The organism is Rhodanobacter thiooxydans LCS2, assembly GCF_000264375.1.
GTDB classification, from domain to species: domain Bacteria; phylum Pseudomonadota; class Gammaproteobacteria; order Xanthomonadales; family Rhodanobacteraceae; genus Rhodanobacter; species Rhodanobacter thiooxydans.
This window is the reverse complement of record NZ_AJXW01000011.1, coordinates 68388-94437: the sequence shown is the minus strand read 5'-3', so window position 1 is coordinate 94437 and position 26050 is coordinate 68388. Positions and strand designations below refer to the sequence as shown.

The window sequence follows — 26050 nt, the reverse complement described above, 5'->3', positions numbered from 1 at the left end:
GCGCACAGGGTGCGCTCCTACGCGTGCAGTACGGGGCTCAACCTGCCCGCCGCGCGGCCTTGGCGTCGTCCGAGCGCAGCATCTCGATCTGCGCCAGGTAGGTCTGGTCCAGCCCGGTGACGTACTCGCCGGAGAAGCACGAAGCGTCGAACTGCCTCAGTTCCTCGTTGCCGTCCTGCACCGCCCAGATCAGGTCCTTGAGGTCCTGGTAGATCAGCCAGTCGGCGCCGATCGCCTGCTCGACCTCCTTCTCGGTGCGCCCGGCGGCGACCAGTTCCGAGGCCGACGGCATGTCGATGCCGTACACGTTCGGGTAGCGCACCGGCGGCGCGGCGGAGGCGAAGTAGACGTTCTTCGCGCCGGCGTCGCGGGCCATCTGGATGATCTGCTTCGAGGTGGTGCCGCGCACGATCGAGTCGTCGACCAGCAGCACATTCTTCTTGCGGAATTCCAGGTCGATCGCGTTGAGCTTGCGGCGGACCGATTTCACCCGCTCGCCCTGCCCCGGCATGATGAAGGTGCGGCCGATGTAGCGATTCTTGACGAAGCCCTCGCGGAACGGCACGCCGAGCGCGCCGGCCAGCGCGCTGGCGGCGGTGCGCGCGGTGTCGGGGATCGGGATCACCGCGTCGATGCCATGGTCGGGGCGTTCGCGCAGGATCTTCTCGGCCAGCTTCTCGCCCATGCGCAGGCGCGCCTTGTACACCGAGACGTCCTCGATCATCGAGTCGGGCCGGGCCAGGTAGACGTATTCGAAGATGCACGGTGTGTGCGGCGCACCCTCGGCGCAGCGGCGGGTGTACAGCTGACCGGCGTCGGTGATGATCACCGCCTCGCCCGGCGCCACGTCGCGGATGCGCTTGAATCCCAGGATATCCAGCGCCACCGACTCGGATGCCACCGCGTATTCGTGGCCTTCTGCCGTGATCCGCTCGCCCAGCACCAGCGGGCGGATGCCGTTCGGATCGCGGAACGCGATCAGGCCGTAGCCCAGCAGCAGGGCGATGCAGGCATAGCCGCCGCGCGCGCGCGCATGCACGCCGGCGACTGCCTTGAAGATGTGGTCCGGGGTCAGCTCCATGCGGTCCTGGATCTGCAGCTCGTGCGCCAGCACGTTCAGCAGCACCTCGGAATCGGAATCGGTGTTGATGTGGCGGCGGTCGTCCTGGAACATCTCGCGGCGCAGCGCGTCGGTGTTGACCAGGTTGCCGTTGTGCGCGAACGCGATGCCATAGGGCGAGTTGACGTAGAACGGCTGCGCCTCCGCCGAGCCTTCCGAGCCGGCGGTGGGGTAGCGGCAGTGGCCGATGCCGATGCGCCCGCGCAGGCCGCTCATCGCGCTCTGCCCGAACACGTCGCGCACCAGCCCGTTGCCCTTGTGCAGGCGCAGCCGCGCGCCGTCCACCGTGGCGATCCCGGCCGCGTCCTGGCCGCGATGCTGCAGCACCGTCAGGCCGTCATAGAGCGCCGATGCCACTTCGGTGGTACCGACAATGCCGATGATTCCGCACATGGTTTGTTGCCTGCTTCAGAGGATGGTTCAGGAAGTCCGGGGTGGACTGGCCGTGCCGGCCGCCGCCGGTGACGCCGGATGCCGCGCGCTCGCCGCCGGCGCGGGCGCCTTGCCCGATATGGGGTCCGGCCGCGCCGCCGGCAAGCCGGACCACCGGCCGAGCGTCGCCGGCGGGTGGAGATATTCGCGGACGCCCGGCGGCACCTGCTGGCCCAGCCAGGCCGCCATATGCTGGAAGTGCGGCAACAGCACCGACTGCCGCCACCACGGATCGCGCGTGAACGCGGTGAAGCCGACCAGGAACACCAGCACGGTCACCAGCAGCACGCCGCGCGCGAAGCCGAACAGCATGCCCAGCAGCCGGTCGGTGCCGGACAGCCCGGTGCCTTCGACCAGCCTGCCGATCACGAAACGCAGCAGCGCGCCGAGTATCAGCACGGCGACGAAGCAGAGCCCATAGCCCACGATGATCCGCGCCGACGGCAGCTCGATCACGTGCTCCAGCCGTGCCGCCGCGGCGGGACCGAGCATCCACGCCACCCAGAACGCGGCGATCCAGATCACCAGCGCCAGCACCTCGGAGACCAGGCCGCGCCACAGCCCGACGAAGACCGACAGGGCGAGCACGCCAAGGATGATGTAGTCGGTCCAGTTCATCCGTTCATCCGCGCGGGTTCCGTGCCGACGCCCGCACGCTCAGGGTACTGGCACGACGTTGCCGTCGACGCCCAGCTTCGCCTTGATCTGGTCATGCACGCGCTGCGCATCGGCACGCTGGGTCTGCGGGCCAGCACGCACGCGCCACAGCCGCCGGCCGCCGGATTGCACCGAATCGACGAAGCCGTCAAAACCGTTCGCGCGCAGCTTGTCGCGCAGCGCATTTGCATCGGCCTGGTCGCTCATCGCCGCCAGTTGCACCGCCCAGCCGCCGGCCCTGGCGGTGCTCGTGGCCGCAGCTGCGGGCGCCGCCGCGGCGCTTTCGTGGCTGGCGTCCTGTTCCAGCCGGGCCGGCACGCCGGGGATCGACTGGGTGATCTTCAAGCGCGCGGCCTCGGCCGCGGCGCGCGTCTCGAACGGCCCGGCGGTCACCAGGGTGCGCGGTTGGCCGGCCTGGGTGATGGCGTGGCCGCTGACTGGGTAACCCAGCGCCCGCACCCGACGTTCCAGGCTGGCGGCGCCGGCCGCACTGGCGTAGGCGCTGAGATTGAGCGTGTAGTTGCCGCGCGCCCCGGCCAGCGCGGGCGCCGCTGCCACCGGCGCTGCGGCCACAGGCCTGGACGGCGACGCGATCGCCACGGTCTGCGGCTTCGTCGCTGGCGCCGCGGCGGTGTTCGCGCTGGTCGGCGACGGGGTGGTCTGCTGCGGAATCACCGGCTGGCTGGGCGAAGTGCCCGAACCAATGGTCACCGTGGTCGGTTGCGGCGGCTTGCCGGCCTCGGGGTCGGTTTCGACGTCGCGCGGGCGGCTGGAGCCGATATTCACCGTGGCCAGCCGGTCGCTCGAGGCCAGCGGCGCCGACGGCGACGGTGCGCTGGCGGCGCTCGCGGCACCCGCCGGGGCGTCCGGCACCAGGCTCATGGTGCGGGTCTGCAGGTCACGGTCCGGCGCTGGCGGGATCGCCAGGCTGACCGCCTGGTCGCCGCCCGGCGCCGGTGGGGTACTGGAAAAGAACATCGGCACGAACAGAACCGCCAGCGCAATCAGGACGGCGGCTCCCAGCAGGCGTGTTTTCAAGTTTTCGCTCCAGGGCGGCAAACGCGGTGCATAACGGCGCAATTATACCTGCCCGCGCCGGACGCCATGGCTCACCCTCAGCCGATGCGTTCAGCGAGCACCGCGCTGGCCACGAAGAATGAGCCGAATGCGAGGATGCGTTCGCGCGGCCGTGCGGCGGCGCGTGCCGCCGCAAGCGCGGCGGCCACGTCGGCGTGCGCGTCGTACGGCGCCTGCGGCAGCACCTGTCGCAACACCGCGGCCAGCGCGGCCACCGGCATGCCGCGCGGGGTGGCCTGGTCCAGTCCAGCCAGATGCCAGTGGCTGATGCGCGGGCCGAGCGCACCGATCACCCCGGCCACGTCCTTGTCCGCCAGCGCGCCGTACACCGCATGCACCCGCGTCGGCGCCTGCAGATCCAGCCATTCGGCCAGCGCGCGGGCGGCCTGCGGGTTGTGACCCACATCCACGATCACCGGCGGCTCGCCGCCGATCGACTGCAGCCGCGCCGGCACCCGCACCTCGTGCAGGCCCGCGCTGACCGCCGCGAAAAAACTGCTCGGCGTGAACGCCTCCAGGCCAAGCGCGTGCAACGCGGCGATCGCCGCCGCCGCATTCGCGTACTGCACCGGCGCCGCCAGCGCCGGGTCGGGCAGCTCCATCGCACTGCCGTCGCGGTGTCGCCAGCGCCAGCCGTCCTGGTGCCGCTCGATGCCGAAATCGATGCCGGCCCGCTCGACCCGCGCGCCGCGCTCGGCCAGCGCGTCGAGCAGCCCGGCCGGTGGGTCCGGCTCGCCCACGATCGCCGACCGTCCGGCGCGCGCGATGCCGGCCTTCTCGCGGCCGATGCTGTCGCGGTCCGGGCCCAGCCATTCCATGTGGTCCAGGTCCACCGTGGTGATCACCGCCACGTCGGCGTCGATGATGTTGACCGCATCCAGCCGCCCGCCCAAGCCAACTTCCAGCACCGCCACGTCCAGCGCGGCACGGGCGAACAGGTCCAGCGCGGCCAGCGCGCCGAATTCGAAATAGGTCAACGGCGTGCTGCCGCGTGTCGCCTCGATCCGCTCGAAAGAGGCGATCAGCGCGGCGTCATCGGCATCGACGCCGCCGATGCGCACGCGCTCGTTGTACTCCAGCAGGTGCGGCGAGGTGAATGCGCCCACGCGCAGATCGGCGGCAGTGAGCATCGCTTCCAGCAGGGCCACGGTGGAGCCCTTGCCGTTGGTGCCACCGACCGTGATCACCCGCTTCGCCGGCGCCGGCGCGCCCATCCGCTGCCACACTTCGCGCACCCGGTCGAGCCCCAGCTCGATGCTGTGGACGTTGACGCGTTCCTGGTACGCCAGCCATTCGGCTAGAGTGCGACTCATGCAGTGACTTCATGCAAACGGGAAGCACAAAGTTTAAAGCATCACCCGAACAAACGAACGAATGAACGCCCCTCGCGCCGCCCATTGCGGGCACGGCGTCACAGACGCAGCTGACGCAGCCGCAGCGCATTGCTCACCACCGACACCGAGCTCAGGCTCATCGCCAGTGCGGCAATCATCGGCGACAGCGTGATGCCGAACCACGGATACAACACGCCGGCGGCCAGCGGCACGCCGACCGCGTTGTAGATGAAGGCGAAGAACAGGTTCTGGTGGATGTTGCGCACGGTACCCTGCGACAGCTTGCGCGCGCGCACGATCGCGCCCAGCTCGCCCTTCACCAGGGTGACCTGCGCGCTTTCCATCGCCACGTCGGTGCCACTGCCCATCGCGATGCCGATGTCGGCCGCGGCCAGCGCCGGCGCGTCGTTGATGCCGTCGCCGGCCATCGCCACGCGGCGGCCTTCGGCCTTGAGCCGGTTCACCACTGCGGCCTTGTCGGCCGGCGAGACGTCGGCATGCACTTCGTCGATACCGAGCGTGCGCGCCACCGACTGCGCGGTGGTGGCGTTGTCGCCGGTGAGCATCACGATGCGCAGGCCGGCCGCGTGCAGCGCGGCGATCGCCGCGGGCGTGCCCGGCTTGATCCGGTCGGCCACGGCCAGCAAGGCGACCAGCGCACCGTCGACGGCGAGGAACATCACCGTGGCGCCCTGCCCGCGCAGTTGCTCGGCGCGGGCGTTCGCGTCGTCGCCGATCGCGACGTGCGACTCGGCCATCAGCTTCGCGTTGCCCAGCGCCGCCGTGCTGCCATCCACCTTCGCACTGACGCCGCGGCCGGTCAGCGCGCGGAAGTCCGTCGCCGCCAGCGTCGCCACGCCTTCGGCATCGGCGGCGGCCACGATCGCCCGCGCCAGCGGGTGCTCGCTCGGCCGCTCCAGCGCGGCAGCCAGCGCCAGCAGGCGTTCACGCGGCTGGCCGCCGAGGATCACCAGTTCGGTCAGCGCCGGCTTGCCTTCGGTCAACGTGCCGGTCTTGTCCACCACCAGGGTGTCGATATCGCGCATGCCCTCGATCGCGCTGGCGTCCTTGAACAACACGCCGTGCTGCGCGCCGCGGCCGCTGGCCACCATGATCGAGATCGGCGTGGCCAGGCCCAGCGCGCAGGGACAGGCGATGATCAGCACCGACACTGCGGCGATCAGCGCGTGCGCCAGCCTCGGCTCCGGGCCGACGATCGCCCACACCGCGAAGGCCGCCACGGCCACCGCCACCACCGCCGGCACGAACCACGCCGCCACCCTGTCGGCCACGCGCTGCAACGGCGCCCGGCTGCGTTGCGCCTGCGCCACCAGCGCCACGATCTGCGCCAGCATCGTCTCGCTGCCGACTTTCTGCGCGCGCATGGTCAGCGCGCCGTCCTGGTTCACCGTGGCGCCGGTGAGCGGGTCACCCTTGGCCTTGGCCACCGGCATCGGTTCGCCGGTGAGCATCGACTCGTCGACGTGGCTTTCGCCGTCCAGCACTACGCCGTCGACCGGCACCTTCTCGCCGGGGCGCACGCGCAGCACGTCGCCGGCATGCACCTCGTCCAGCGCCACGTCGTGCTCGCTGCCGTCGGCCGCGATGCGCCGCGCGGTCTTCGGCGCCAGCCCGAGCAACGCCTTCAGCGCCGCACCGGTGCGCCGGCGCGCACGCAGTTCCAGGAAATCGCCCAGCATGACCAGGGTGACGATTACCGCCGCCGATTCGAAATACACCGCCACGCGGCCGTGCATGTCGCGGAAGCCGTCAGGGAAGATCTCCGGCCACAGGAACGCCACCGCGCTGTACAGCCACGCCACGCCGGTACCCAGCGCGATCAGCGTGTACATGTTCGGCCGCCAGGGTTTCAGCGAGCGCCAGCCGCGCACGAAGAACGGCGCGCCACCCCACAACACCACCACGCTGCCCAGCATCGCCTCGACCCATGCCGCCACGCCATCCCACGGCGCAGGCAGCTGCCAGCCGAACAGATGTGGCCCCATCGCCACCAGCAGCACCGGCAGGGTGAGTGCCACCAGCCACCAGAAGCGCCGCGTCATCGACGCCAGCTCGCCGCCGTCGTCCTCGTCCAGCGTCGGCAGCATCGGCTCCAGCGCCATGCCGCAGATCGGGCAATGGCCGGGACCGACCTGCTGGATCTCGGGATGCATCGGGCAGGTATAGATGGTGCCGGCCGGCATCGGCGGCGCAGGCTGGCGTTCGCCGAGGTAGGCCGGCGGATCGGCGGTGAACTTCTCGTGGCAACGCGCGGAACAGAAGTGGTAGCTCCGGCCGTCATGGTCGGCGTGGTATTTCGCCGTTTGCGGATCCACCGTCATGCCGCACACCGGATCCTTCACGACAGGCGCATGCTCGTGGTGGGCATGCTCATGGTGCGTATGCTCGTGGTGCGCGTGATCGTGCGCCGCCGGCTTGTCGCCACAGCAGCCTGCTGCCGCGTTTTCTTTTGCATAGGTCGCCGGCGACGCATCGAACTTCGCCTTGCAACCCGCGCTGCAGAAATAAAACGTCTGCCCGTCGTGCGTGCTGACATGCTTCGCCGTCGCCGGATCCACCGTCATCCCGCACACCGGATCCTTCACGGCAGGCGCATGCTCATGATGGACATGCTCGTGATGCGTGTGCTCATGGTGCACGTGATCGTGTGCCGCCGGCTTGTCGCCACAGCAGCCTGCTGCCGCGTTTTCTTTTGCATAGGTCGCCGGCGACGCATCGAACTTCGCCTTGCAATCTGCGCTGCAGAAATAGAACGTCTGCCCGTCGTGCGTGCTGACGTGCTTCGCCGTCGCCGGATCCACCGTCATCCCGCACACCGGGTCGATCGCCGCGGCGGCCGCCGGCTTGCCGCCGCCCGCGCAGCAGGAATCTTGCCCACTCATGCCTTCTCCTCCTCGTTGCCAAGCGCGCGCAGGATCGGGCAATGCTCCGGCGCACCATGGCCCGGACACGACGCGACCAGCTCCGCCAACCCGTCACGCACCCGCTGCAATTCAGCGATGCGCTGCTCGATCGACGCCAGCCGTTTCTCCGCGCGCTGCTTCACCGCCTTCACTCCACGCTGGCGATCGGCCGACAGCGCCAGCAGTTCGCGAATCTCCTCCAGCGTGAAACCGAGATCCTTGGCGCGGCGGATGAAGCGCAGCTGCACGACCGCGCTTTCACCGTAACTGCGATAACCGGACGCCCGCCGCTGCGGCTCAGGCAGCAGGCCCTCCCGCTCGTAATAACGGATCGTGTCGATCGCCACGCCGACGCGCTTGGCGACGGCACCGATGGTCAGAGAGGGAATTTGCGTAATCATGGGCGTAGTCTATACCTTTGATCAAGGTCCAGAGTCAAGCGCTGCTGCAACGCGCCACAGGGCAACGCGAAGCTGATGGCCGAATCGCGCGTCACGATTGGCGACGACGCCAACGCCCGTGCCGAACAACTGCGCGGACAGGGCGCCGCGGTGATGTTCCTCGACGTCGGCGGCGAGCTGGCCGCCCTGGTCGCGGTGGCCGACCGGATCAAGTCGAACCCGACCGTCGCTTGCCGGCAGTGGCCACGCGCTTTTTCGGGGCGCACTTGCGCTTGGCCGTGGCGCACGTGCCAGCGGACTGGCTGCAGCAGTGATCGGTCAGGTAGCCGACCAGCTCGTCCATCGCCTCGATCACTGGCGCGTAGTAGATGAAGCGCCCGCTCTGCCGGCTGCTCACCAGGCCCGCGTGCGACAGCTCCTTCAGGTGGAAGGACAGCGTGGCGTTGGGCAGGCCCAGCTTCTCCGCGATCGCGCTGGCGGCCAGTCCTTCCGGCGCATGCTCGACCAGCAACCGGTAGACCGCGAGGCGCGACTCCTGCGCGAGCGCGGCGAGGATGGTGATGGCTTGCCTGTTCTGCATGACGCTACTCCCGGGCCGTTTCGTACCAGCGCTTGCTGCGGTTGACGATGCGCACCACCGACAGCATCACCGGCACCTCGATCAGCACGCCCACCACAGTCGCCAGCGCCGCGCCGGAATGCACGCCGAACAGGGCCACCGCGGTGGCCACCGCCAGCTCGAAGAAGTTGCTGGCGCCGATCAGCGCCGAGGGACCGGCCACGCAGTGCGGCACGCCGAAGCGGCGATTGAGCCAGTACGCCAGGCCGGCATTGAAATACACCTGGATCAGGATCGGCACCGCCAGCAGCGCGATGATCGCCGGCTCCGCGAGGATCTGCCGGCCCTGGAAACCGAACAGCAGCACCAGGGTGGCCAGCAGCGCGCCCAGCGACAGCGGCCCCAGCCGCTGCAGCCATTGCTGCAGACGTACCTCACCGCCGTGCGCCAGCAGCCGGCGCCGCAGCAGCACGCTGAGCACCACCGGCACCACGATGTACAGCAGCACCGACAGCAGCAGCGTGTTCCACGGCACAATGATCGAGGAGATGCCCAGCAACAGCGCCACGATCGGCGCGAACGCCACCACCATGATGGCGTCGTTCAGCGCGACCTGGCTCAACGTGAACGCCGGCTCGCCATTGCACAGGTTGCTCCACACGAACACCATCGCCGTGCACGGCGCGGCGGCCAGCAGGATCAGACCGGCAATATAGGAATCGAGCTGCGCGGCCGGCAGCTGGCCGGCGAAGAGGTGGCGGATGAAGATCCAGCCCAGCAGCGCCATCGAGAACGGCTTCACCGCCCAATTGACGAACAGCGTGACGCCGATGCCCCTCCACTGCCGGCGCACGCCGCCCAGCGCGCCGAAGTCGATCTTCAGCAGCATCGGGATGATCATCAGCCAGATCAGCACGGCGACCGGCAAATTCACCTGCGCCACCTGCATGCCGCCCAGCGCCGCGAAGCCGCCGGGCAGCCAGTGGCCCAGCAGCGTGCCGGCAACGATGCACAGCAACACCCAGAGCGTGAGCCAGCGCTCGAAGAAGCCGATGCGGGCAACCTCCGAGGGAACCGCGCAAGCGGCGAGTTCTGCGGATGCCTGGTTCATGCGCCTGCCGCTTCGCCGGTGATGCTGCCGATGCGATCGAGTTCCTGCTTCAGCTCGTCGCGTCCCATCGTTTCCACCGGCAGCTGCTGCAGCGCCGTGATCCGTCGCGTGATCAGCGCGTGGGCGCGCCGGAACGCCGCCGCGGCGTCCGCGCCCTGGGCGGCGGCCGGATCGGCCAGGCCCCAATGGCTTCTCACGAAGTCGCCGAACAGTACCGGGCAGGTCTCGCTGGCGGCGTTGTCGCACACCGTGATCACGATATCCAGCGGCGGCGCGCCCGCTTCGGTGAAGCGGTCCCACGACTTGCTGCTCAACCCTTCGGTGGGAATGCCGAGGGACTTGAGTTCGTCGATCGCATGAGGATTGACGTGCCCGGTCGGCTGGCTGCCGGCACTGAACGCCGCGAAGCGCCCCGCGCCCAGATGGTTGAGGATGGCCTCGGACAGGATGCTGCGGGCCGAATTGCCGGTGCAGATGAACAGGACGCGACACGGGTGCATGGGCGACGATTCCGGATTGGCTTCTATATTTCCATGATTATAGAATTATCAAACCACGGCAACAGGAACCACGCCGTGCCGATCCCGGATCTGCCCCATGTCGCCGCCGACGCGCTGGATCCCCCCCAGCCCGGCCAAGCTGGCCTTGCCGGCGGACGCCGGCCGCCCGCCGCGCATCCTGATCCTGTACGACTCGCTACGCCCACAATCGTTCAGCCGCAAGCTGACGCTGGAAGCGGAGCACGTCCGGCGCCACTTCGGCGCGGAGACGCGGGTACATGGTCAGCCGTTACCGCGAACGCAAGGGCGCTGCGCCGGCGCGGCATATCGAGGTACGACCACCCATCGTTGCGCGCCTATTGCTCGTCCGTCGCTTCCGGTGCCCCGAACGCCTTGCTGTAGTAGCCGGACGGGTCGAAGCAGCAGACCCGCCGCTTGCCGGAAGCCAGCATGTCGAGGGCGTCGGCGACCCGCTTGGCGCGAGTGGCCGGCTGCCGGGCGGACGTGATCCAGTGAATCCAGTCCACGCGCGCCAGCGTGGTCGTGTGCTCCCAGGCCGCCCAGGCCTCTGGCGCACCGTCCAGCGCCCGGCGCAGGCCCGGTGGAAGTTCCGGCTCCGGTTCCCTGGCCACCGGCGCCATCTCGAGCGCGACCACGTCGCCAGCGGCCACGCCGGCGGCTTCGCACAGCGTCCGGTCCACCTTGAGCCAATGGCTCAGCCGGCCGTCCGGCTCGAGCGTGGCGCGGAACGCATGGCCGTTGAGCGTGCCTTCCACCGTCGTCCTTCCCCGCCGCGGCAGTCTGGCGCTGGCTTCCGCCGGCAGGACCACGAACGCCCACGGCGCCTTGCGGGGTTCCCGCGGACGCAGCAGCCTCGCCTCGAATCGGGATGCGACATGCTTCTTGGCCATCTCGGGTCATCCACAAAAGCTGAAGGGTACGGAGCAGCGACCAGGTTGACCGTCAGGCCGGCGCGTCCTCTGCTGCCACGAAGCCGCCGGTCTGCCGCTGCCACAGCCGTGCGTACAGGCCACCGCGGGCGATCAGCTCGGCGTGCGTGCCGGTTTCCACGATGCGGCCCTTGTCCAGCACCACCAGTCGGTCCATCCGCGCGATGGTGGACAGGCGATGGGCGATGGCGATCACCGTCTTGCCCTGCATCAGCAGGTCGAGGCTGTCCTGGATCGCCGCTTCGGCTTCGGAATCGAGCGCGCTGGTGGCTTCGTCCAGCACCAGGATCGGCGCATCCTTCAGCAGCACGCGGGCGATCGCGATGCGCTGGCGCTGGCCGCCGCTGAGTTTTACGCCGCGTTCGCCGACCAGCGCGTCGTAGCCGCGACGGCCCTCGCCGTCGCTGAGGTTCGGGATGAATTCGTCGGCGCGCGCCTTGCGCACGGCCTCGATCACCTGCGCCTCGCTGGCATCCGGACGTCCATACAGAATGTTGTCGCGGATCGAGCGGTGCAGCAGCGAGGTGTCCTGGGTGACCACGCCGATCTGCGAGCGCAGGCTTTCCTGAGTGACGCCAGCGATGTCCTGACCATCGATCAGGATGCGTCCGGCCTCGAGGTCGTACAGCCGCAGCAACACGTTGACCAGGGTGGACTTGCCCGCACCGGACGGGCCGACCAGGCCGATCTTCTCGCCCGCGCGCACGGTGAGGTCCAGCCCGGCGATCACCCCACCCTGCTTGCCGTAGTGGAAATGGATGTGCTCGAAATGCACGCCGCCGTTGGTGACCTCCAGCGGCATCGCGCCCTCGCGGTCCTGCACCGCGCGCGGCCGCGAGATCGTGGTGATGCCGTCCTGCACCGTGCCCACGTTCTCGAAGATGCCGTTGACCACCCACATGATCCAGCCGGACATGTTGTTGATCCGGATCACCAGCCCGGTCGACAGCGCGATCGCGCCCACCGTCACCCGGCCCTCGCTCCACAGCCACAGCGCCAGCGCCGAGGTGCCCACGATCAGGAAGCCGTTGAGCGTGGTGATGCTGGCATCCAGCGCGGTGGTGACGCGGGTCATGCGGCGCAGCTTGTCGGTCTGCTCGGCCATCGCGTCGGCCACGTAGGCTTCCTCGCGACGCGTGTGCGCGAACAGCTTCAGCGTGAGCACGTTGCTGTAGCCGTCGACGATGCGCCCCATCAATTTCGAGCGCGCCTCCGAAGCCAGCCACGAGCGCTGCTTGATGCGTGGAATGAAGAACGCCAGCAGGCCGACATACGCGAACACCCAGGCGAACAGCGGCGCGGCCAGCCACAGGTCCGCCTGCGCGAACAGCACGATCGCGCTGCCGGTGTAGATGGTGACGTACCAGATCGCGTCGACGATCTGCACCGCCGATTCGCGCAACGCGCCACCGGTCTGCATGATACGGTTGGCGATGCGCCCGGCGTAGTCGTTCTGGAAGAAACCCAGGCTCTGGCGGATCACGTAGCGGTGGTTCTGCCAGCGGATGCGGTTGGTCAGGCTGGGCACGATCGCCTGGTTCACCAGCAGGTCGTGCGCGCCGATCGCCAGCGGCCGCACGATCAGCGCCACGAAACCCATCCACAACAGCTCATTGCCGTGCTGCCGGAAGAAGTCCGCCGCCGGCGCGCCCCTGGCCATGTCCACGATGCGGCCGATGAAGCCGAACAGCGACACCTCGACGATCGCCACCACGAAACCCACCGCGATCGCCACCGCGAACACCGGCCACACCTGGCGCAGGTAGAACGCGTAGAAGCGCCACACCGACGTCGGCGGCATGCCGTCGACAGGCTCCTTGAACGCGTCGATAAGGGATTCGAACCAGCGGAAGATCATGGGCATTCCGAGCCTGCGGGCCCGCCATTGTGCGTGAAGCCCGCACGATACGTGTGACGATGCGGCGCTTCCGTGATCGGCGCGACCTGCCGCCGCCGGGGGCGGCGCCGCCGATCCGGGCAGCCCGCCGCGAAGGGCACGACACCGAGCCTGAACGCCAGCCGCAGGTTCCGCTGTTCCTCCGTCCCGGCACGATTGACCGCCTGCGGTGGCGCTCCGATCATGGGCGGATGCCTAACCTGCCCCGTTTCCTCCTGCTCCTGCTGTTGACGCTTGGCAGTGCCGCGTCGCCTGCCCAGGACAACGACCAGCCGCCGCCGACCACGGCGCCGGCAGCGACCCCTGCGCAGACACTGGACCAGCTTGGCAGCCAGCTCGACACGGTCAAAGCCGCGCTGAAGGACAAGAAGTCCGACGTGCCGCTGGCCGACCTGCGCAACACCGCGCTCGGCGTGCAGGACCAGGCGCGCCAGCTGGCCGCCAGCCTCGCGCCGCAGATGACCGCGCTGCAGGCGCAGCTTGGCGTGCTGGGTCCGGCACCGGCGAAAGGCGCGCCGGCCGAGGCACCGGAAGTCGTCGCGCAACGCCGCAAGCTGGACAAGGCGCAGGCCGATCTCGACGCACAGATCAAGCAGGCACAGCTGCTCGGCCAGAACGCGACGCAATTGGCGGCGCAGATCAACGGCCTGCGCAACGACGAGTTCCAGGCGCGGCTGGCCTCGCGCACGGCCACCCCGTTCAGCCGCACGTTCTGGGCCGATCCGGTGCGGGCATTTCCGGACGATATGGTGCGGTTCAAGCGCCTCGGCGCACGCTTCGCCGGCGCCGTGGCGCAGGCATGGCAGCCGCCGAACCGGCAGCCGTTGATGTGGTGCCTGGTCGCCGCAGCGCTGTTGCTGGGTGGCGGCCGCCGGTTACTCGAACGGCTGCTGCTGACGTTCTCCACCCACCACGTGCCGGACGGCCACCTGCGGCGCAGCGCGATGGCCACCGCGGTGGCGCTGAGCGCCGTGCTCACCACCGGGCTGGCCGCGCAACTGGCCTATCTGGGACTGAACTGGAACGGCATCCTCGATGACGACCTCGCTGCGCTGGCTGCTGCTGCGGTCGGGTTGGTGTACTTCGCCGCGTACGTGACCGGGCTGGGCCGCGCGCTGCTGTCGGTACAGCGGCCGTCGTGGCGGCTGCCGGCGCTGTCGGACCTGGCGGCGCAACGACTGCGCCCGTTCCCCTGGCTGCTGGCCGTCGCGGCGCTGCTGTTCGGCCTGTTCGACAACAGCAGCCGCGCGATCGGCACCAGCCTGCCGGCCTCGGTGGCCACGCGCGGCCTGTTCGCGCTGGTCATCAGCGGACTGATCGGCGCGGCCCTGCTGCGCCTGCGTCACGCCCGCCAGGCAGCGGCCGCCGATGGCGCCGCACCGGAACATCGGCCGCTGTGGGTCGGTCTGCTCACTGCAGCGGCCACGCTCGGCGTGGCAGTCAGCTGGCTGGGCGTGGCCACCGGTTTCATCGCGCTGGCGTTCTTCGTCGCCGTGCAGATGCTGTGGGTCGGCGTGATCGTGGCCACGGTGTACCTGCTGATCCAGCTGCTCACCGACCTGATCGATGCCTTGCTGCTGCCACATGGGCGCAGCGGCATACGACTGCAGGCCACCTTCGAACTGGCGCCGCACACGCTGGAGCAGGCCGCTGTCCTGCTCGCCGGCATCGGTCGGGTGGGGCTGGCGCTGCTGGCGCTGACCACCGTGCTGACCCCGTTCGGCGCCGGCCCGCGCGACCTGCTGGCGAGCGCAGAGCAGACCCTGGGCGGCTTCAGACTTGGCGAGCTGGCGATCAACCCGGGCACCATCTTCGGCGGTGTGCTGGTGCTGGTCGTCGGAATGTTCGTGCTGCGCATGCTCAAGCGCTGGCTGGCCGAGCAGCTGCTGCCGAAGTCCACGATGGAAAAGGGCATGCAGGACTCCATCGTCACCCTGCTCGGCTACGTCGGCGGCCTGCTGGTGGCGGTGCTGACGCTGGCGGCGCTGCACGTGGACCTGAAGAGCATCACCTGGATCGTCAGCGCACTGTCGGTGGGCATCGGCTTCGGCCTGCAGGCGATCGTGCAGAACTTCATCTCCGGCCTGATTTTGCTGGTCGAGCGGCCGGTGAAGGTGGGCGACTGGGTCAGCCTGTCGAGCGACGTCGAGGGCGACATCCGCCGCATCAACGTGCGCGCCACCGAGATCCAGATGTGGGACCGCTCCACCGTGATCGTGCCGAACTCGCAGCTGATCACCCAGAACGTGCGCAACGTGACCCTGGCCAACGCGCAAGGCCGCGTGCAGATCAAGCTGCCGATGCCGCTGCACACCGACGCCGACCGGGTGCGCGAGCTGGTGCTGGGCATCCTGCGCGCGCACCACGGCACGCTGACCGCCCCGGCGCCGTTCGTACAACTGGAAAACGTCAACGCCGGCGTGATGACGTTCAATTGCGTCGCCTACGTCAGCAGCCCGCGCGAGGTCGGCGGCGTGAAGAGCGAGCTGCTGTTCGAGATCCTCGAACGCCTGCGTCGCGAGCGGCTGCCGATGACCAGTCCGCAAAGCATGCTGGTGCGCACGCTGCCACCGCTGCCCGAGGAAGACGAGGACACCGGCTGAGGCGGCGCCGCGGCGGCGATTCCCGGCAAGACAGCGAGCGGCGACAGCGCTAGCCTGTGTGTGGTTTCCGCCAACGGAGTCTCGTCATGCCGGCACCCCATCCCCACGGCAGCACCATCATCCCCTGCCTGCGCTACCGCGATGCCCACGCCGCGATCGAATGGTTGTGCAAGGCGTTCGGTTTCGAAAAACAAGCGGTTTACGAGGGCGACGACGGCGGCGTGGAACACGCCCAGCTCACCTTCGGCAGCGGCATGGTCATGCTCGGCGAAGTGCGCGACAACGCGTTCGGCCGGCACATCGCACAGCCCGACGAGATCGGCGGCCGCGAGACGCAGTGCGCCTGCGTGACCGTGGCCGACTGCAAGGCACATTACCTGCGGACGAAGGCGGCCGGTGCGGTGATCGTCGACGATTACGCCGAGCAGGACTACGGCGGCGCCGGCTACAGCTGCCACGACCCGGAGGGCCACCTGTGGTACTTCGGCAGCTACGACCCGTGGCAACCCGGGTAACCCGTAAAACAAGAGGCCGGCTTGCACCGGCCCCTCGTCAAGCGTGCAGCTGGAAGCTTTACGGTGTACAGGCCTTGCCATGCTCGGCGTGGTTGCCCTTGGCCCTGGCGTCGGCTTCGCTCATGTACTGGCCATGCTTGGTCTTGCCGTACCACTTGTCACCAGAGCAGTGGTAGACCTTGCTGCTGTCGTTGACCCAGACCATGCCCGGGCCACCGCCCGGCGCGGCGTTGGCTGCCGGGGCCGGCATCGCGTGGGGCTTCATGGCGGTATTCGCCGCCGGGGCAGCCGGCGCAGCGGCGGTCGGGGTCGGAGTCGGTACAGCCGCCGGTGCGGGCTTGGCCGCCGGTGCGCTGGCCGCCGCATACCACTCCTTCACGCCCTTGTGCCCCTTGCAGGCGCCGCGCTTGGTGGCGGTGCTGGTGTAGCTGCCGTCCTTGCATTGACCGGTCGAACCAGACGGGGCGGATGCCTGTTGTGCATAGACAGCCGGCATCGCCAGCAGACAGGCCAGGGCGATGGCGGCAAGACTCGAAGATTTCATGCAGATTCCCTCCAGGGTGGGTACGCGACGACGCTCCCAAGCACCCGCTACCGCGGCGCTTGCGGCATGACTATGCAGCGGAATCATGACGACACAGACGTGAGGGCGGCATGGCATTCATCCGGCAGTCGGCTGCCTCGAACGAACTTGCGAAAACGCGACATGCGCCGGGAAAGAAAATGGCTGCGCGGCCGGGTCGATCGGCAAGATCGCGCAGTGGCGCCGTGGCTGAAACCGCTAGGGCGCGGCCGCAGCGGGCTTCAGTTGCGTGCCCGGCCGGGCGACCGCATACATCTCCCACGCCATCTGCTTGAGTAGCCCCTGACGATCCTTGCCCTGTACGTACAGGTCGGAGTGGGTGCGCTCCGGCAGGAAGCGGAAGTCCGACTTCGCACCCAATCCATCCAGCACCGTCTTGAGCCGGTGCGCGGCCCCATCGAGGTAGAACGTGTCGGCGGTGCCCACCACCACGTGGATCTTGCCGTCCAGGTCCGCCTTCAGCCGCGGCCAGTTGGCCTGCACGAGATGGGCGATGTCGTAGTGTTCGCGCCAGTACGCCACCACCGCGGGATCGACCGCGCCGGTGTCGCGGTCGAACATCGGCAGCGGACGGCCGTCCGGGCCGCGCGGCGAGAACACCCACTCGAACGAGGCCATCTGGCCGCCGTACGCGCCCAGCACGTGCTCGAGCTTCGCGAACGACTCGAAGCTGGCGATCACCTTGCCCTTGTCGCGCACCAGCGGGTAGGCCGAACCGTCCGGCTTGCGGTACACGTTCGCATGCGGTGCGTACAGGTCCACGCCGGTGAAGTCGTGGAAGTCGCTGGGGTCGGGCGAGGTGGACCAGGTGCCGCCGAAGATCTTCGGGTAGCGCGTCTGCAGCCACAGCGTGGCCCAGCCGCCGGAGGAATGGCCCTGCAGGAAGCGGCCACTGGGCTTCGCGTCCATGCGCCAGGTCTTTTCCAGCTGCGGGATCAGTTCGGTGGTGAGCGCCGTGCCCCACGGGCCGTTGTTCACCGAGTCGGCGAATTCGTGCGTGCCGGTGGGGCTGGACTCGTCCAGAAACACCCAGATCATCGGCGGCATCTGCCGCTCGACCATCGCGCCGTAGACCATCGCGGCGCTGCCGGCGAGCGATGCCGTGCTGCCGCCGAAGCCGTGGGTGTAGTACACCACCGGCCAGGTCTGCTTCGCGTGCGGGTCGTAGCCAGGCGGCGGCAGCACCCAGCCGCGCATGTGGATCGGGCGCCCCCAGAACGCACTCAGCGCCGGGCTGACGAAATCCAGCGGCTGCACGGCGCGGCGCGCCTCGTCGAGGTGCTTGCGGGTGGTCTCGCTGAAGTAGCGCACCGGCAGGTCCCACGGCTCGCGCGCGGGCAGCACGCGGTCCAGGCTCAGCGCGGGAACCGCCGCGGCAGGCAGGCGCACCTTCAGCACTGGGCTGACCAGGTCGCCGGCGCCGCGGCCGCCGTAGTTGTAGTCATGATTGACGTCGAGCACCGCCTGCACGAAGTAGTCGCCGGGCGGCAGCTGCGACCAGCCGGCGGGGAACGCCTGCACGTCCGCGTCGACCTCCACGCCCTGCCCCGGCGCCAGCCGGCTCACCTCGCGCGCGGCCACCGAGGCCTGCACGGCGCCGAACGGGTTGGCGTCCACTTCGTCGACCTTGCCGCCCTTCGCCGCGGCGGTGGCCGCCCTGGCGTCGACGGCGAACAGCAGCAGGCGGCCGGAGACCGGCTCGTGCTGCGCGCCGCCCAGCTCGACCCGGAACGGGCTGTGCGCCAGCGGCGCGGCATCGCGTGCCAGCACCGCGCCGGCGCACAGGCCGCACGCCAGCAGTACGACGACCATCCGATGCATTCCACGCATGATCCTTCCCCTTGATTGATGGTGGTAATCACTCGCCGCCGCCAGTGGCCACGGCGCGTGGACGATCTCAGTCGGCTTCCGACGGCAGCGCAACCGGCGCCAGGCGCAGATCCTGGAAGTCGAAGCTGAAGTCGGTCAGCGGCGAGATCGGCTGCATGCGTACCTCGGTGATGCGGCCGTCCATGTCGAGGCTGAAGCTGACGAAGGCATCGGCGTTGAGCGAGCGGTCGTCCCAGCGCACCACGAAGGTGTCGTGCTGCCACGGCGTCATCGTGCCGATCAGTTGCGCGGTCTTCGAGAAGCGCAGGCGCAGCTTGCCGTTCTCCTGGCTGACGATGATGTCGCCGTACCATGGGTCACGGTAGCTGCCGACGTATTTCGCCAGCGGCAGCGACGGCTTGCCGTGCTTGTCGCGCGCCGCCTCGTGCTTGGCGAAGCTGTCGTCGGCCTTGGCCTCGGCTTTCTTCACCGCCTTGTCGTAGGCGGCCACCCAGTCGGTCTTGTGCTCGGGGTTGAGGTAGGCGTCGAGCACGCGGAAGGTCACCGCGTTGAACGCCGCGCCGGATTCGGCATTGGTCAGCACCACCACGCCGAGCTTCAGCTCCGGCACCATGGTGACCCGCGAGACCATGCCCGGCCAGCCGCCGGTGTGCCACGCCAGCTTCTTGCCGCGGTAGTCGGACAGGAACCAGCTTTCGCCGTAGCCGGAGAAGTTCGGCACCAGCGGCGCCAGTTCCGGCACCGGCGGCTTGCCGATCTTGATCGGGGTCAGCACGCTCCACATCTCGCGGTGGCTGGCCTCGGAGAACAGCCGTGCCGGCTTGCCGTCGGCGCCCTTCACCGGCAGCTCGCCGCCGGCCAGCTGCACGTTCATCCACTTCGCCAGGTCGTGCACGCTGGAGTAGATGCCGCCAGCGCCGGGATCGTTGAGCCAGGCCATCGGCGGCACCGGCTTCAGGTCCTTGAAGTCGAACTTGGCGTGGCCGGTAGCCACGTCCATGCCGGGCTTCAGGCCGGTCATGTCGACCAGCGATTCGTCCATGCCGACCGGCTTGAACAGGTGCTCGCGCACATAGTCGGCGTAGCTCTCGCCGGAAGCCTGCTCGATCACGAGCGTGGCCACCGCGAACAGGATGTTGTCGTAGGCGTAGCCGGCACGGAAACCGTTTTTGATCGGTACGTTGGCGAGGCGCTCGACTACTTCCTTCGTGCTGTACGAAGTCGGCGGCCAGTACAGCAGGTCGCCCGCGCCGAGGCTGAGGCCGCTGCGGTGCGCCAGCAGGTCACGGATGCGCATCTCGTGGGTGATGTACGGGTCGGACATGCGGAACCACGGCAGGTGGTCGACCACCCGGTCGTCCATCTTCAGCTTGCCTGCGCCCGCCAGCTGCTGCAGCGCAGCGGCGGTGAATGCCTTGGTGTTGGAGGCGATCGCGAACAGCGTGTTCGCGTCCACCTTGTCCGGCTTGCCCAGCTCGCGCAGGCCGAAGCCCTGCTCCATGACGACATGGCCGTCCTTGACGATCGCCACCGCGATGCCCGGCACGTCGAAGGTCTTGCGCGCGCTGTCCACGTAGGCGCCGAAGTCCTGCAACTGATCCGGCAGCAGCGGTCGCGCGGTGTCGCCGGTGGAGACCGGCGGCGGCGTGCGCGCGGCCGGAGCCTGCGCCACGGCAGCAGTGGCGGACACGAGCAGCGCGCAGCACAACGCCAGGCGCAGGGAGAGGGGTCGCTGGGACATCGGGGGCTCCGCGGGTGGCAAGGCCGCCACTATCGCGGCAAACCGCGGGCGAGGCCAGCGCTGGAAGTCACAGCTCGACGTGGCATGCGGCAACGCCGATCATGGCGCCATCGCGCCGCCCCACGCGGCTGCGCCGGATCGAGGAACCCGATGGACCCCATGGCGGAATGGATCGCCGCCCACGCCCTGCGGCTGTGGGCATTTCTGCTGTTGCTGGCCGTGCTGGCCGGCGACCTCGCCTGGCAGCGCAATGCACGCTGGCAACACCGCGCGCTCGCCGGCAACCAGACGCGGACGGTACTGCGCTGGCAGGTCGGGCTGATCCTGCTGCTGGCGCTGACCCTGCTGTTCCTAGCCATCGCCGCCGCAGTCGCCGGGGGGCGGGCTGGCGAGCTGGCGCGCTTCGATGCCGGCCTGGCCGAAAGCCTGCGCGCGCAATTGCCGCTGCCGGTGCTGCGCGGTATCGCGGCGATCACGCATCTGGGCGACCTATGGTGGATAGCCCCTGCCGCGGTCGTGGTGGCCGCATTCCTGCTGCTGCGCCGACACTGGCAGCTGGCAGGCGTCTGGATGGTGGCGCTGCTCGGCATCATGCCGATCAACGGCGGCCTCAAGGCGCTGTTCCGGCGCGTGCGACCGCTGCACGACCACGGCTTCGTGGTCGAACCCGGCTGGAGTTTCCCCAGCGGCCATGCGTTCGGTTCCATCGTGTTCTACGGCATGCTGGCCTACGTGCTGCTGCGCCTGCTGCCGCCACGCTTCCACCGCGCCGTGATCGCCGCTGCGGTGCTGCTGGTTGGCGTGGTCGGACTCAGCCGCGTGCTGCTGCAGGTGCACTATTTCAGCGATGTGGTGGCCGGCTACGCGGCCGGTGCGGCGTGGCTGGTGCTGTGCATCGGCGCCGCCGAACATCTGGGCAAGCCCGCCACCGGAGTGCAGTCATGAACGACCTGTTCACCCCCGCCAGCCACGACGGCCCGCACATCCGCGTCGGTATCGGCGGCTGGAACTACGCGCCGTGGCGCGACAATTTCTACCCGGCGAAGCTGGTGCAGCGGCGCGAGCTGGAATACGCCAGCCGCCAGCTGCGCGCGATCGAGATCAATGGTACCTACTACGGCGCGCAGAAGCCGGCCACCTACGCCAAGTGGGCGGCGGAGACGCCGGAAGGTTTCGTCTTCTCGCTGAAGGCACCGCGCTACGTCACCGAAGGCAAGCGGCTGGCCGACACCAGCACCGGAATCCGCGGCTTCGTGCATGGCGGTCTGGCCGAGATGGGCGACCGGCTGGGACCGATCCTGTGGCAGCTGCCGCCGTCGCGCCCGTTCGACGCCGACGACCTCGCCGCCTTCCTCGACCTGCTGCCGCGCGAGCTGGACGGCCGGCCGCTGCGTCACGTGCTGGAAGTGCGCCATCCCAGCTTCCTCGATGCACGCTACGTGGCGCTGGCCCGTGCACATCGTGTGCCGACGGTGTTCACCGACTCGCCCGACTACCCCTCGCTGGCCGACCTCACCGGCGATTTCGCCTATGTTCGGCTGATGCGCAGCGAAGACGCCAACCCCGCCGGCTACCTCCCCGCCGAGCTGGACCACTGGGCCGGCCATGCACGCGACTGGGCCGCGGGCAAAGACATCGCCGAACTGCCGCACGTGGCCGCGCCGCAGCCACCGTCGTCACCGCGCGACGTGTTCGTGTTCTTCATCAGCGCCGCCAAGCACCGCAACCCGGCCGCCGCGATGGCGCTGCAGTCGCGCGTCGACCGGATGTCGTAGGGTGGGCACCGCCCGCCGCCCTCCGTCACGAACCAAATCAAGAGCGGCGGGCAGTGCCCGCCCTACGCGGATACCGCAGCGTGATTTGTAGGAGCGCACCCTGCGCGCGATGCTCTCCGTCACGTGACGAAAGACATCGCGCGCAGGGTGCGCTCCTCCACAGGGGTTCGCTACGCCGCTCGGTAATGATCGACTTCGCGATAGCGCCGCGCATACAGTCCGAACGCCAGCGCGGCGAGCAGCGCGAACGCGGCGAAGAAGAACATCTGGAACGCGGTGACGCTGAGCCCCGAGCGGGCGATCGAGCCGGTCACCGCCTCGTTGCGCACTGCCGCGTTGGCCAGCAGCACCCACAGGTTGCCGACCGTGGTGGTGAGGTTCCAGAAGCTCATCACCACGCCCTTCATCGAGGCCGGTGCCTGGCTGTAGGCGAACTCCAGCCCGGTGGCCGAGACCAGCACCTCGCCGAAGGTGAGCAGCGCGTACGGCAGCACCTGCCACACGATCGACAGCGGATCGCCACCGTCGATCACTACCTGCAGCCCGCCCACCACGATCCACGCCAGGCCGCTGAACGCGATGCCGGAGGTCATCCGGCGCAGCGCGGTGGGCTCGTAGCCGGCGCGGCGCAGCAGCGGGTACAGCACCAGGTTGTTGAACGGGATCAGCAGCATCACCAGCAGCGGGTTCAGTGCCTGCATCTGGGCGGCCCGGAACCAGGACGGCATCGTCATCTCGCCGCCCTGGATCACCCAGGTCGAGGCCTTCTGGTCGAACAGCGAGAAGAACGGCGTGGTCAGCGCGAAGATGACCAGCACGCGCAGCACGTTGCGTGCGCCATCGACGGCAGCGTCCGGATGCACGCCGCGCGCGCGGTCCATCTGCAGCCACGCGCCGCCGCCCACGCCGCCGATCAGCACCACCAGCGCGATGCACGCAGCGATGACGAAGCCCAGCGAAGGCACCAGCGCGAACGACGCCAGCGCCGCCACCACCGCGGCCACCGCCAGCCACAGGCCCGGCCGCGCCTGACCTGGTCGCTGCGTCAGCAACGCGGTGCGGATCACCCGCGAGAACGCATGTGGCTCCGGCGGCCCCGGCGGCACCATCACGTACTGCTTGCGACCCAGCCAGAACACCACGGTGGCGACGAACATCAACCCGCCGGGAATGCCGAACGCCACCGCCGCGCCGAAGTGGTGCAGGAACAGCGGCATCAGCAGCGAGGCGAAGAACGAGCCGAAGTTGATGATCCAGTAGAACGCGTCGAACACCATCTTCGCCAGGTGCTTGTTGGACTGGTCGAACTGGTCGCCCACGAACGATGCCACCAGCGGCTTGATGCCGCCCGCACCCAGCGCAATCAGCCCCAGCCCGGCGAAAAAGCCAAGCCGGTTGTTCTCGAAGATCGCCAGGCAGGCGTGGCCGGCGCAGTACACCAGGCTCATCCACAGCACGGTATTGTACTTGCCGAAGAAGCGATCGCTGAGCCAGCCACCCAGCAGCGGGAAGAAGTACACGCCGATCACGAAGCTGTGGAACACGTCCTTCGCCGCCAGCGCGCGCTGCCCCTCGGGCAGGTACAGCAGCAGCGAGGTGATCAGGAACGGGGTGAGGATGTTGCGCATCCCGTAGAACGAGAAACGCTCGCAGCCTTCGTTGCCGATGATGTAGGCGATCTGCCGCGGCAGGCGGCCCTCGGCATGCTCGGGGGTATGACTCATCGCGACTCCAGGAACGGGGCGGTGCAGGCGGCGCGGCCACGGCGGCCGAGTGTGCGCAATTTCCTGCGATCGTGGAACCCCGTCCGGCGCAACGGCCCTGCTAAGCTCGCGCCGCCTCCCCTTCGCTCACCTGCCTGCATGCGCTCGTTCAAGCCCCTGATCGTACTGGTCGTCGTCCTCGCTGCGATCCTGTGGAAGTACTACACCGGCGTCCCGGCACCCGCCGCCGTGCCGGCAACGGCTGCGACCGCCACTTCCGTCCCGGCCCTGCCCGCGGCCCCCGCCGCGGACGCGCTGCCGCCCGAGGCGCGCGACACGCTGGCGCTGATCGCCCGCGGCGGCCCGTTCCCGCACGCTCAGGACGGCGCCGTGTTCGGCAACTACGAAGGCCTGTTGCCGAAACAGTCGCGCGGCTACTACCACGAGTACACGGTGGAAACGCCCGGCGCGCGCAACCGCGGCGCGCGGCGCATCGTCACCGGTGGCATGCCGCCGGTGGTCTGGTACTACAGCGACGACCACTACCGCAGCTTCCGCCGCCTCGAGATGGCCCAATGAATCTGCACGGTTTCGACCTGGACCTGACCAGGCCCGGCCTGAGCGGGGTGTATTTCGTCGGCGTCAACGACCTGGACCACCTGGCGCGCGCCGCCGCGCGCGATGAACTGGATGTATGCCGCACCGACCTGGCCGGCTGCCGCGACAAGAACGAACTGCTGCGCCGCCTCGCGGTCTCGCTGCAGCTGCCGGCCAGTTTCGGCCACAACTGGGACGCGCTGGCCGACTGCCTGCGCGACCTCGGCTGGCTGCCGGCGTGGGGCCACGTGCTGCTGTTCGACCACGCTGATGAACTGCGCCAGGCCGCCGCGGCCGACTACGACATCCTGCTCGGCATCCTCGACGACGCTGCCACCTTCGGCGCAGAACACGACCGCCCATGGTTCGCGTTCCTCGCGCTGCCGGACAGCGCGTTCGACGAACGCCCCGCCGCCTGATCCAACCACCCGGGACACCCATGCAAACCATTAACTTTGAACTGGAAGGCGACTACGTCGAGCTGAACCTGCTGCTGAAGCTGGTCGGTCTGTGCGACAGCGGCGGCGCCGGCAAGGCGATCGTGGCCAGCGGCGCAGTGCGCGTGGACGGCGCGACGGAGCTGCGCAAGACCTGCAAGATCCGCGCAGGCCAGGTCGTCCGCACCGGCGACGCTGAAATCCACGTGCTGGCCGACCCAAACCCCCACGACTCACGCTCCCGGTAGGGGCCCGCTCGCGGGCAATGTCCTGCTTTTGCGAATCCCGGCTCTCGACAGACGAAGGCCTGGTCATCCCGGCTCTCAACAGCAAATCCAGGAGCATCGCCCGCGAGCGGGCTCCTACCCGGCGAGGCCTCCCGACGATGCGGGTCAGTCCGGCAATTGGGCCAGGCGCCGGTCCAGCGCCTCGCCGGGCGGCAGGCGCAGCAGGAACTCTTCTTCGAGCACGCGGCGGATGTCGGCGACGCCGGCCAGCCGGTGCCGCTCGGGTTCCCGGCCCAGCCGGCGCACGGTGAACTCATGGTTGAGCAGGCTCAGGCGCCGGTCGGCGGTGGTACGCGCCGCGATCAGGTTGCGCGGGAAGCGCGAGGCCGGATGCGTGGAGACGTAGTGGTTGGCCACCACGTAGTCGACCATCTCGCAGCGGCGCAGGTCGAATCGGTACAGCGTCAGCCACTGCCCGCGCACGCATGACTGCATGCGCCATTCGCCATCGCGCTCGACCAGCCGGAACGGCTCGTGGCCGGTCGGCTGTTCCACGTCGGCCTGCAGCCGCAGCGCGCCGGTCAGCACCTGGTTGCCGAAACCGACGTCCGTCAGCCAGCTCGCTCCGTCCAGCTCGACGCGCAGCAGCATGTGGGTCTGCGCGGTGACCGCATCCTCCGGGTGCTGCCACAGCACCCGCGCGATCAGCCCGGACACCTCGAAACCGATCGTGCGCAGCACCGCGGCGAACAGCAGGTTCTGCTCGAAGCAGTAGCCGCCGCGGCCATCGTGCACCAGCTTGCGTTCCAGCGCGGGCGTATCCAGCGGCACCGGCAGGCCCAGCAGCGGAGAGAGACTCTCGAAGGGGATCGCCGCCACGTGCGTCACGGCCAGCCCGCGCAAGCTGGCCAGGTCGGCGGCCACGCTGCCGCGCCAGCCGACGCGCCGCAGGTAGGCATCCAGATCAATGGAACCGTGCATCCCTCAACTCCATGAAACCGATCGGCATGATGGTACCGGGCCAGCCGGCCCCGCACAGGTAACCAATGGCATGTACCCGGCGAAGAACAGATACCG

General features: G+C 69.1%; 23 protein-coding genes and 1 pseudogene. 8 read left to right on the top strand and 16 right to left on the bottom strand.

The genetic code is table 11. The annotated features are described in order from the left end of the window. Positions 1-37 precede the first annotated feature (37 nt). The 9 genes from purF to UUA_RS03520 form a co-directional block, all read right to left on the bottom strand. The gene (gene purF / locus UUA_RS03560) at positions 38-1513 is read right to left on the bottom strand and encodes an amidophosphoribosyltransferase (protein WP_008434323.1); all 1476 of its coding nucleotides are present in this window, start codon (positions 1511-1513) and stop codon (positions 38-40) included. A gap of 27 nt (positions 1514-1540) precedes the next feature. After that, positions 1541-2170, bottom strand: a complete 630-nt coding sequence (locus UUA_RS03555) for a CvpA family protein (protein ID WP_008434322.1) — start codon at positions 2168-2170, stop codon at positions 1541-1543. Between the two features lie 39 nt (positions 2171-2209). Continuing rightward, positions 2210-3247 carry an SPOR domain-containing protein gene (locus UUA_RS03550; protein ID WP_008434321.1) on the bottom strand — a complete coding sequence of 346 codons (1038 nt, stop codon included), beginning with the start codon at positions 3245-3247 and terminating at the stop codon, positions 2210-2212. A 77-nt stretch (positions 3248-3324) separates the two neighbouring features. Further along, positions 3325-4599 (bottom strand): bifunctional tetrahydrofolate synthase/dihydrofolate synthase, encoded by a 1275-nt coding sequence (gene folC, locus UUA_RS03545; protein WP_008434320.1) that lies wholly within the window; start codon positions 4597-4599, stop codon positions 3325-3327. Between the two features lie 98 nt (positions 4600-4697). Further along, on the bottom strand, positions 4698-7523 hold the full coding sequence (locus UUA_RS03540; RefSeq protein ID WP_008434318.1) for a heavy metal translocating P-type ATPase: 2826 nt from the start codon (positions 7521-7523) through the stop codon (positions 4698-4700). Continuing rightward, positions 7520-7945, bottom strand: coding sequence for a heavy metal-responsive transcriptional regulator (locus UUA_RS03535; RefSeq protein WP_008434317.1), 426 nt, complete (start codon positions 7943-7945; stop codon positions 7520-7522). Before UUA_RS03535 ends, UUA_RS03540 begins: the two co-directional genes overlap by 4 nt. Before the next feature lie 208 nt (positions 7946-8153). Continuing rightward, positions 8154-8525, bottom strand: a complete 372-nt coding sequence (locus UUA_RS03530; RefSeq protein ID WP_008434315.1) for an ArsR/SmtB family transcription factor — start codon at positions 8523-8525, stop codon at positions 8154-8156. A gap of 4 nt (positions 8526-8529) precedes the next feature. Further along, complete coding sequence (gene arsB, locus UUA_RS03525; RefSeq protein ID WP_008434314.1) at positions 8530-9615, bottom strand: ACR3 family arsenite efflux transporter; 1086 nt, start codon at positions 9613-9615, stop codon at positions 8530-8532. Further along, positions 9612-10115, bottom strand: a complete 504-nt coding sequence (locus tag UUA_RS03520) for an arsenate reductase ArsC (protein WP_008434312.1) — start codon at positions 10113-10115, stop codon at positions 9612-9614. The genes arsB and UUA_RS03520 overlap by 4 nt, the downstream gene beginning before the upstream one ends. Positions 10116-10190: 75 nt before the next feature. On the opposite strand from UUA_RS03520, the pseudogene UUA_RS19925 reads away from it, so the two are divergent. Further along, positions 10191-10392: pseudogene (locus tag UUA_RS19925) on the top strand (arsenical resistance protein ArsH); the annotation flags it as partial. Positions 10393-10471: 79 nt separating this feature from the next. On the opposite strand, the gene UUA_RS03515 reads toward UUA_RS19925, so the two are convergent. Then, positions 10472-11026 carry a YdeI/OmpD-associated family protein gene (locus UUA_RS03515; protein ID WP_008434311.1) on the bottom strand — a complete coding sequence of 185 codons (555 nt, stop codon included), beginning with the start codon at positions 11024-11026 and terminating at the stop codon, positions 10472-10474. A gap of 52 nt (positions 11027-11078) precedes the next feature. Further along, positions 11079-12920: an ABC transporter ATP-binding protein gene (locus UUA_RS03510; RefSeq protein ID WP_039953491.1), complete on the bottom strand. Its 1842-nt coding sequence runs from the start codon at positions 12918-12920 to the stop codon at positions 11079-11081. 233 nt (positions 12921-13153) lie between these two features. On the opposite strand from UUA_RS03510, the gene UUA_RS03505 reads away from it, so the two are divergent. Both UUA_RS03505 and UUA_RS03500 read left to right on the top strand, forming a co-directional pair. Next, complete coding sequence (locus tag UUA_RS03505) at positions 13154-15565, top strand: DUF3772 domain-containing protein (RefSeq protein ID WP_039953490.1); 2412 nt, start codon at positions 13154-13156, stop codon at positions 15563-15565. Between the two features lie 86 nt (positions 15566-15651). Next, on the top strand, positions 15652-16080 hold the full coding sequence (locus UUA_RS03500; RefSeq protein ID WP_008434306.1) for a VOC family protein: 429 nt from the start codon (positions 15652-15654) through the stop codon (positions 16078-16080). Between the two features lie 58 nt (positions 16081-16138). Here UUA_RS03500 and UUA_RS03495 read toward each other — a convergent pair whose 3' ends face one another. The 3 genes from UUA_RS03495 to UUA_RS03485 form a co-directional block, all read right to left on the bottom strand. After that, complete coding sequence (locus tag UUA_RS03495; protein ID WP_008434305.1) at positions 16139-16624, bottom strand: DUF3761 domain-containing protein; 486 nt, start codon at positions 16622-16624, stop codon at positions 16139-16141. A gap of 237 nt (positions 16625-16861) precedes the next feature. Then, entirely contained in the window at positions 16862-18493 is a 1632-nt protein-coding gene (locus tag UUA_RS03490) for an alpha/beta hydrolase (protein WP_039953481.1), read from the bottom strand. 67 nt (positions 18494-18560) lie between these two features. Beyond that, complete coding sequence (locus UUA_RS03485) at positions 18561-20234, bottom strand: serine hydrolase (RefSeq protein ID WP_008434302.1); 1674 nt, start codon at positions 20232-20234, stop codon at positions 18561-18563. Between the two features lie 159 nt (positions 20235-20393). Between UUA_RS03485 and UUA_RS03480 the strand changes: the two genes are divergently transcribed. Together UUA_RS03480 and UUA_RS03475 are read left to right on the top strand one after the other, a co-directional pair. Further along, positions 20394-21179 (top strand): phosphatase PAP2 family protein, encoded by a 786-nt coding sequence (locus UUA_RS03480; RefSeq protein ID WP_235605923.1) that lies wholly within the window; start codon positions 20394-20396, stop codon positions 21177-21179. Next, on the top strand, positions 21176-22009 hold the full coding sequence (locus UUA_RS03475) for a DUF72 domain-containing protein (protein WP_008434299.1): 834 nt from the start codon (positions 21176-21178) through the stop codon (positions 22007-22009). The genes UUA_RS03480 and UUA_RS03475 overlap by 4 nt, the downstream gene beginning before the upstream one ends. Positions 22010-22179: 170 nt before the next feature. Here UUA_RS03475 and UUA_RS03470 read toward each other — a convergent pair whose 3' ends face one another. Beyond that, positions 22180-23733, bottom strand: a complete 1554-nt coding sequence (locus UUA_RS03470) for a POT-type proton-dependent oligopeptide transporter (protein WP_008434298.1) — start codon at positions 23731-23733, stop codon at positions 22180-22182. 138 nt (positions 23734-23871) lie between these two features. Here UUA_RS03470 and UUA_RS03465 point away from each other — a divergent pair, with 138 nt between their 5' ends. Genes UUA_RS03465 through UUA_RS03455 form a run of 3 tightly spaced genes read left to right on the top strand, consistent with a single transcriptional unit; the run spans position 23872 to position 24994 of the window. Continuing rightward, positions 23872-24291, top strand: coding sequence for a ribonuclease domain-containing protein (locus UUA_RS03465; RefSeq protein WP_008434297.1), 420 nt, complete (start codon positions 23872-23874; stop codon positions 24289-24291). Further along, positions 24288-24728, top strand: a complete 441-nt coding sequence (locus UUA_RS03460) for a barstar family protein (protein WP_008434296.1) — start codon at positions 24288-24290, stop codon at positions 24726-24728. Before UUA_RS03465 ends, UUA_RS03460 begins: the two co-directional genes overlap by 4 nt. 20 nt (positions 24729-24748) lie before the next feature. Further along, complete coding sequence (locus tag UUA_RS03455; protein ID WP_008434295.1) at positions 24749-24994, top strand: RNA-binding S4 domain-containing protein; 246 nt, start codon at positions 24749-24751, stop codon at positions 24992-24994. A 144-nt stretch (positions 24995-25138) separates the two neighbouring features. Here UUA_RS03455 and UUA_RS03450 read toward each other — a convergent pair whose 3' ends face one another. Then, a complete protein-coding gene (locus tag UUA_RS03450) occupies positions 25139-25954 on the bottom strand; it encodes an arylamine N-acetyltransferase family protein (protein ID WP_008434294.1) in 816 nt (271 codons plus the stop codon). Positions 25955-26050 lie beyond the last annotated feature (96 nt).